This window comes from Arthrobacter sp. B0316-1-20, assembly GCF_059091865.1.
Window position 1 is genome coordinate 1 of record NZ_JBNHHC010000103.1, and the last position, 7,028, is coordinate 7,028.

6 protein-coding genes are annotated in these 7,028 nt (G+C 67.6%); 4 read left to right on the top strand and 2 right to left on the bottom strand.

The features are described from left to right. Together AC5RW2_RS39400 and AC5RW2_RS39405 are read left to right on the top strand one after the other, a co-directional pair. The coding region (locus tag AC5RW2_RS39400; RefSeq protein WP_494075205.1) for a pyridoxal-phosphate dependent enzyme at positions 1-864 on the top strand (864 nt) is incomplete at its 5' end. A 51-nt stretch (positions 865-915) separates the two neighbouring features. Then, on the top strand, positions 916-2,082 hold the full coding sequence (locus tag AC5RW2_RS39405; protein WP_494031054.1) for a cystathionine gamma-synthase: 1,167 nt from the start codon (positions 916-918) through the stop codon (positions 2,080-2,082). A 166-nt stretch (positions 2,083-2,248) separates the two neighbouring features. Here AC5RW2_RS39405 and AC5RW2_RS39410 read toward each other — a convergent pair whose 3' ends face one another. Then, positions 2,249-2,629 carry a hypothetical protein gene (locus AC5RW2_RS39410; protein WP_494031055.1) on the bottom strand — a complete coding sequence of 127 codons (381 nt, stop codon included), beginning with the start codon at positions 2,627-2,629 and terminating at the stop codon, positions 2,249-2,251. A 77-nt stretch (positions 2,630-2,706) separates the two neighbouring features. Between AC5RW2_RS39410 and AC5RW2_RS39415 the strand changes: the two genes are divergently transcribed. After that, positions 2,707-3,360 carry an MOSC domain-containing protein gene (locus AC5RW2_RS39415; protein ID WP_494031056.1) on the top strand — a complete coding sequence of 218 codons (654 nt, stop codon included), beginning with the start codon at positions 2,707-2,709 and terminating at the stop codon, positions 3,358-3,360. A 3-nt stretch (positions 3,361-3,363) separates the two neighbouring features. Here AC5RW2_RS39415 and AC5RW2_RS39420 read toward each other — a convergent pair whose 3' ends face one another. Then, positions 3,364-3,861, bottom strand: coding sequence for a hypothetical protein (locus AC5RW2_RS39420; RefSeq protein WP_494075206.1), 498 nt, complete (start codon positions 3,859-3,861; stop codon positions 3,364-3,366). Positions 3,862-5,048: 1,187 nt separating this feature from the next. On the opposite strand from AC5RW2_RS39420, the gene AC5RW2_RS39425 reads away from it, so the two are divergent. Next, positions 5,049-7,019, top strand: coding sequence for a DEAD/DEAH box helicase (locus tag AC5RW2_RS39425; protein WP_494031058.1), 1,971 nt, complete (start codon positions 5,049-5,051; stop codon positions 7,017-7,019). Positions 7,020-7,028 lie beyond the last annotated feature (9 nt).

The window sequence follows — 7,028 nt, forward strand, 5'->3', positions numbered from 1 at the left end:
AAGGTCACGCATGTGGTGATCGGCGCAGGAACCGGCGGCACGATCACCGGCACCGGACGCTACCTTAAGGACGTCTCCGCGGACCGTGCCTCCGGCCGGGTGAAGATCATCGGAGCCGACCCGGAAGGGTCCGTGTACTCCGGCGGAACCGGACGCCCGTACTTCGTCGAGGGCGTGGGCGAGGATATGTGGCCCGGCAACTATGACAAGTCGGTACCGGATGAGGTCATCGCCGTCAACGACGCCGAGTCGTTCGCCATGACGCGCCGGCTGGCCCTGGAGGAGGGCCTGCTGGTCGGCGGCTCCTCCGGTATGGCCGTGGTGGCCGCGCTGCGGGTGGCCGAAAAGCTCACCGAGGACGACGTCGTCGTGGTGGTGCTGCCGGACAGCGGCCGCGGCTACCTGGCCAAGATCTTCAATGACGACTGGATGAAGTCCTACGGCTTCCTCGAGGACGGGGAGGAGACCACGGTCGGCGACGTACTGCGCTCCAAAACCGGCAGCCTGCCCGACCTGGTCCACACGCACCCCAACGAGACGGTGCGCGACGTCATCGAAATCATGAACACGTACGGCGTGGACCACATCCCCGTGCTCTCGCAGGAGCCGCCCGTGGTGATGGGCGAGGTCCTGGGATCCGTGGACGAACGCTCCCTGACGTCCAAGCTGTTCCGCGGCGAAGCCAAGCTGACGGACCGGGTCAGCCTGCACATGGGGGAGAAGATGCCAGTCATCGGTTCCCTCGAGTCGCTGTCCAGCGCCCGCAAGAAACTGCAGGACGTCGACGCCCTGATGGTCACCTTCGTAGGCGGGCCGATCGGCGTGCTGACGCGCCACGACCTGCTCTTCTACCTGAACAAGTAGCTGCCCGACCAACCTCAGGCACCGGCTTCCCCAACCAGCGAAAGGTCCACCGTGAGCACCTCCGAAAACCAGGGCTTCAACACCCGCGCCGTCCATGCCGGCCAGGACTTCGATCCGACCACCGGCGCCGTCGTCCCGCCGATCTACCAGTCCTCCACCTTTGCCCAGGACGGCATCGGCGGACTGCGCAACGGCTACGAATACGGCCGCGGCGGCAATCCCACCCGCGACGCGCTCCAGGTGCAGCTGGCCGCGTTGGAGGGCGGCCGGCATGCCTTCAGCTTCGCCTCCGGCCTGGCCGCGGAGGATTCGCTGATCCGCGCGCTGCTGCAGCCGGGGGACCACATCGTGTTGGGCAATGACGCCTACGGCGGAACCTACCGGCTGATCAGCCGCGTGCTGGGGCCGTGGAACATCGGGCACACCGTCGTCGACATGGCGGACCTGGACAAGGTGGCGTCCGCCGTCGCCGCCGCGAAGGCCCGGTTCCTGTGGGTGGAGACCCCCTCCAACCCGATGATGAAGATCACCGATATCGCCGCGCTGGCCAAGGTGGCGCACGACGCCGGTGCCCTCCTGGTCGTCGACAACACCTTCGCATCGCCTTACCTGCAGACCCCGCTGGCGCTCGGCGCGGATGTCGTGGTCCATTCCACGACCAAGTACATCGGCGGCCATTCCGACGTGATCGGCGGCGCGGTGGTCCTCAACGACGACGCGCTGGCGGAGAAGGTCGGCTTCGTGCAGTTCGCGGTTGGCGCGGTGTCCGCTCCCATGGACGCGTTCCTGACCACCCGCGGGCTGAAGACCCTGGGCGTGCGCATGGAGCGCCACACGGCCAACGCCCAGGCGGTGGCGGAATGGCTGTCCGGCCGGGACGAAGTGGAGGCCGTGTACTACCCGGGTCTGCCGGACCACCCCGGCCACGAGCTGGCAAAGAAGCAGATGCGCGGCTTCGGCGGCATGGTTTCCGTGTCCTTCAAGGGCGGGGAAGCCGCGGCCCGCAAGGTGGCCGAGTCCACGCGGGTGTTCACGCTGGCCGAGTCGCTGGGCGGCATCGAGTCGCTGATGAACTACCCCTCGGAGATGACGCACGCTTCCGTCAAGGGCACTGAACTGGCCGTGCCGGAGAACCTGGTCCGGCTGTCCGTGGGCATCGAGGACCTCGAGGACCTGCTGGCGGACCTGGAGCAGGCGCTGGGCCAACTGCCTGGCTGAGCCTGGCTGGCCCGCGGGTGCAGACGTGGGTGAACCACTCTGCTCAACTTCTCCATGCAAAACCGGCGTGTCCTGTGGGACGTGCCGGTTTTGTTATGTCCTGAAAGCCAGAACCTGAGTAGTCTGGGCAGGGACTGGGCGCAGAACATGGGCGCTGAACACCGGCTCAGCGCCGGGCCTTGGGGCGGGCGGGCTTGAAGTAGCGGTTGCTCGCCGGCAGCCACAGCAGGATGACCCCGGCAAGGATAATGACGCCGGCGATCACCATGACCGGCAGGCCGCGGATGAACAGGATGGCGGCGATCATAAGTCCGGTGGTCGTCACGGTTTTCCGCGCGGCATTGCGGCCGCGGCGCAGCTGGAAGGCGTAGATGGCGCTGGAGGCGCCCAGCACCAGGAGGACGCAGGCAAGGACGAACAGACCCAGCCGCTCCGACTCCTGCGCCAGCCCGGTCAGGAATGATGTCACCATACCGATGGCCGCGAGACTGGCCAGGATGAGCCAAGTCCAGAAGGAGAGCATGACGGTCAGCGGTGCAGTCTGCATAGGGGCCTTTCCTTGCGGTTCCTGAGTCCAAGATACCGGTCCGGGGCCGGCCTCCCGCAGGTGGCAGGATGGTAGACATGATTTCGGGTACCCTGCTTGCCGTCTGCCGCGTCCACGCCCTGCTCTCCGATTCCGGGCCGACAGGCGTCACCGCCATCGACAAGCGTCCGGTTGACGGCCCGGTCAAGGTCCGCAGGTTGGGCCTCTACGCGGACATCCAGGCGGACCGGCAGCACCATGGCGGCGAGGACCAGGCGATCTACGCCTATGCGCAGGAGGAGGCTGAGGTCTGGGCGCGCGAATTGGGGCGCGCTGTTCCGGCCGGCCTTTTCGGCGAGAATTTCCGTACCCAGGGCATCGCCACCACGGAGGCCGTGATCGGCGAGCAGTGGCGGATCGGCGACGGTGTGCTCCTGGAGGTCACCGGTCCGAGGATTCCATGCGCCACCTTCGCACGGCGCATGGGGGAGCCGCAGTGGGTCAGGCGGTTCACGGAGAAGGGGATGGTGGGAACCTACCTGCGCGTGCTGGCTCCGGGAACGGTCCGGGCGGGGGACAGGATCGACGTCGTCCATCGCCCAGACCATGGCGTCACCGTTGGCCGGTGGTTCCGTCAGACGGATTCCGACGACGCCGCACGCCTGCTCGCTGCCGACGCCGCCGGTTCCATCAGGCTGGCCGCAGCCATGCAGGCAGCGATCGGGAAGCGACTGCGGCGCAGCGTACGCTGACGGTCAGAGCCCGGCGGCCGCTGCCGTTGCCGCCAGCGCAGCCTGCGCTTCCTCTGTGGAGTACAGCGGAGCGCCGGGTTCATTCAGCGTGAACTGGTACAGGTCCTGTCCCCGCCGCACCGTCAGTTCATAGGACCGGTAGCCGGTTTCCGGAATCACGATCGTTTCAAAGACCGTTTCCTGTCCGATTCCGGGAATCCGCGCCAGCAGCGGCGGCATCTCCACAGCCAAGCGGTCACTGAAGGCAGCCATATCGGCGAACCGGGTGACGGTCACGGTCAGGCCGCCGGGGCCGGAGGCGTCGAACGCGTACCCGCAGCTCGTGGACTGGCGCCCACCGTCGGCAGGCACCGGAACCTGGTACGCGACCCCGTCCTGGAGTGCAGCAGCCGGGTCGCCGAGCAGGACCGACAACGTGCCGCGGTCCACCAGTCCACAGGCAGCCGGCGGCGTGGCCGGCTGTGCCGGCGGCGTCACCGGCGCAGCCGGGGAGTCGTCCACGACAGGACCGGACACGTCGCCGCCAGGAACCGGCTGAACCGGAACCGGCTGAACCGGAGCGGGCTGTCCGGGACCGGACTGGACCGGCGCCGGCAGTGCGGGCGGCACAGGGCCGGAAGCGACGGGTGATCCCGGTCCGGCTGCGCCGGGATTCGTCGCTCCCGGGTTCGCTGTTCCCGGGTCGGCGGCGCCGGAGCGGGCTGCACTGGACCGGGCTGGACCGGTTTGGCCGGCCGAACCTGGCCGTGCGGGATCCTGGCGGCCGGGCTGCTCCGGGCCGGACGGAGCGCTGGCCTGGACCGGTCCCGCCTTGCCCGGCTCTGTGGCGGGCCCTATGGGCCCAGCCTGGACCGGACCGGGCAGCACCGGACCCGTCTGGCGCGCAGACCCGGCTACCGGCGTCGAGCCATCGGGAATGTCGGAAAGATCCGGAACCCGGATGGTCAACTCGTCCCCGTCCCGCGCATCGGGCCGGTCCATCTCGGGCAAGGGGCCCTCAGCAAGGGTCCCGTCCGCCTGCAGCGTGATATGCGGCGGCAGGACGACCTGCTGCGGTGACCCGGAACCGGACCTGTCGGCAGGTACGGGCGGCTGCTGCGCCTGCGGTGATGGGCTGACACCGAAACCGGTCCCCCCGGCGGCGGTATCCAGTGCAGGCAGCGCGCTGCAGCCAGCCAGTACGGCCAGAGAAAAAACTCCGGCAGCAGTTGGTCCCCAGAAAGTGCGAAGTGAAGTTGTCATATCAATGCCGTCATATCCATGTCGTTGTCCGGCAGTTCCCCAGGCTCAAATCGTCCCACTGCCCAAGAGACTTCCACCAGCCCAGATTTGGGGGTATTGCTGTTCCGTGTGCCGAACTTCACCCGCCCGAAGCGCCGGTGCGGCGCCGGTGCTCCGGTCCATGCCGTACACTGGATGTATCCCCCACTCCGGAATTCCCTGAATTTCATGCCCGGATACCGGCTGCCGCCGGAAACCGGGCGAGATCTGTTGTGTTGGGGCTCGCCGATTGAGCGAGCAGTTTCATACGGGAGCGCCGGTTAGAAGAAAACGTCACACGTGACCGCCGAGATGGCGCACAGACCAGTTGTGATGCGAAGTCCTGCCGCGGGATTGAAACAGTGCCGGACTTCTTCGTGTAGCGCGGCACAGATGCCGCCCGGCCCCTATGAATGAGGTATTTTTCCATGCCCGAAACCTTCGCCCCCACCACCCAGGACATCATCGAAGACACCGCTTCCGTGCAGACACCGGAAGAGGGCAACGACACGCTGTTCACCGATTTCGGCCTTGACAGCCGCGTACTCGCTGCGCTGACGGACGTCGGCTACGAAAAGCCCTCGCCCATCCAGGCCGCCACCATCCCGGTCCTGCTGGAGGGCCGCGACGTCGTCGGACTCGCCCAGACGGGCACCGGCAAGACCGCAGCCTTCGCCATTCCGGCGCTCTCCCGCATGGCGGAACTGCCGCCGTCGAAGGCAACCCAGATCCTGGTCCTCGCACCCACCCGCGAGCTGGCCCTGCAGGTTGCCGAGGCTTTCTCCTCCTACGCCGCGCATATGGACGGTTTCTCCGTGCTGCCCGTCTACGGCGGCTCGGCCTACGGCCCCCAGCTGGCCGGCCTGCGCCGCGGCGCCCAGGTCGTCGTCGGCACCCCCGGCCGCGTGATCGACCACATCGAGAAGGGCTCGCTGGACCTGTCCGAACTCCAGTACCTGGTGCTGGACGAGGCGGACGAGATGCTGCGCATGGGCTTCGCCGAGGACGTCGAGCGGATCCTTTCCGAAACGCCGGAGAAGAAGCAGGTTGCCCTGTTCTCGGCGACCATGCCCGGCTCCATCCGCCGGATCGCCAAGCAGTACCTGAACAACCCGGCGGAAATCTCGGTCAAGTCCAAGACCTCCACGGGCAGCAACATCAAGCAGCGCTACGTTCAGGTCATGGGCCCGCACAAGCTGGATGCGATGACCCGGATCCTGGAGACGGAAGAGTTCGACGGCGTCATCGCCTTCGTCCGCACCAAGATGGCCACCGAGGAACTCGCTGACAAGCTGAAGGCGCGCGGCTTCACCGCCGCCGCCATCAACGGCGACATCCCGCAGCAGCAGCGCGAACGCACCGTAGAGGCCCTGCGCGAAGGCAACATCGACATCCTTGTCGCCACCGACGTGGCCGCCCGCGGCCTTGACGTGGAGCGCATCAGCCATGTCATCAACTACGACATCCCGCACGACACCGAGTCCTATGTGCACCGCATTGGACGCACGGGCCGTGCCGGCCGCACCGGCGACGCCATCCTGTTCATGACGCCCCGCGAGAAGTACCTGCTGCGCGCCATCGAGAAGGCCACGCGCCAGAGCGTCGAACTGATGCACCTGCCGTCCGTGGAGGTGGTGAACAACAACCGCCTGGCGAAGTTCGCGGAAAAGATCACCGAAACGATCGAATCCGAGGACCTGGCGGTCTTCCGCAACCTGGTGGAAAAGTACGAGGCGGACCACGACGTGACCGCCACGGAAATCGCCGCTGCCTTGGCCGTGATGGCACAGGGCGGGCGTCCGCTGCTGATGGAGGAACTGCCGCAGCCCCCGGCGAAGCAGGCCCGCGCCGGACGCGACGGCTTTGCTTCCCGCGGTCCATCCCGCACGCTGACCGAGGGCAACGCCACCTACCGGATCGCCGTCGGACGCCGCCACCGCGTCATGCCCGGCTCCATTGTCGGCGCCATCGCCAATGAGGGCGGACTGTCCTCCGCCCAGATCGGCGGCATCGATATCCGCGCGGACCACAGCCTGGTCGAGCTTCCGGCGAATCTGAGCCAGGAGCAACTGCGCGCTCTGTCCCGCACCCGGATCGGCGGGGAGCTGATCCATCTGGAACTGGACTCCGGCCGCAAGCCGCGCAGTGAAGGCGGGCGCTCCGGGGGCGACCGTTCATTCGGGGACCGCGGTTTCCGGAAGGATTTCAAGCGGCACGACGGCGAGCGCAGCTTCGGCGAGCGCTCCGACCGCCCGTCCGGTGACCGCGGCGAGCGTCCGTTCCGGAAGAAGTTCGACGGCGCCAGGTCCGAGTCGAAGACCGGCGGCTACGGGGCGCGCAAGCCCCGTCACGGCTCGGAGAGCGGCCAGCGCGACTTCAGCCGCAAGGCGAAGTGGTAGCAGCGCCGC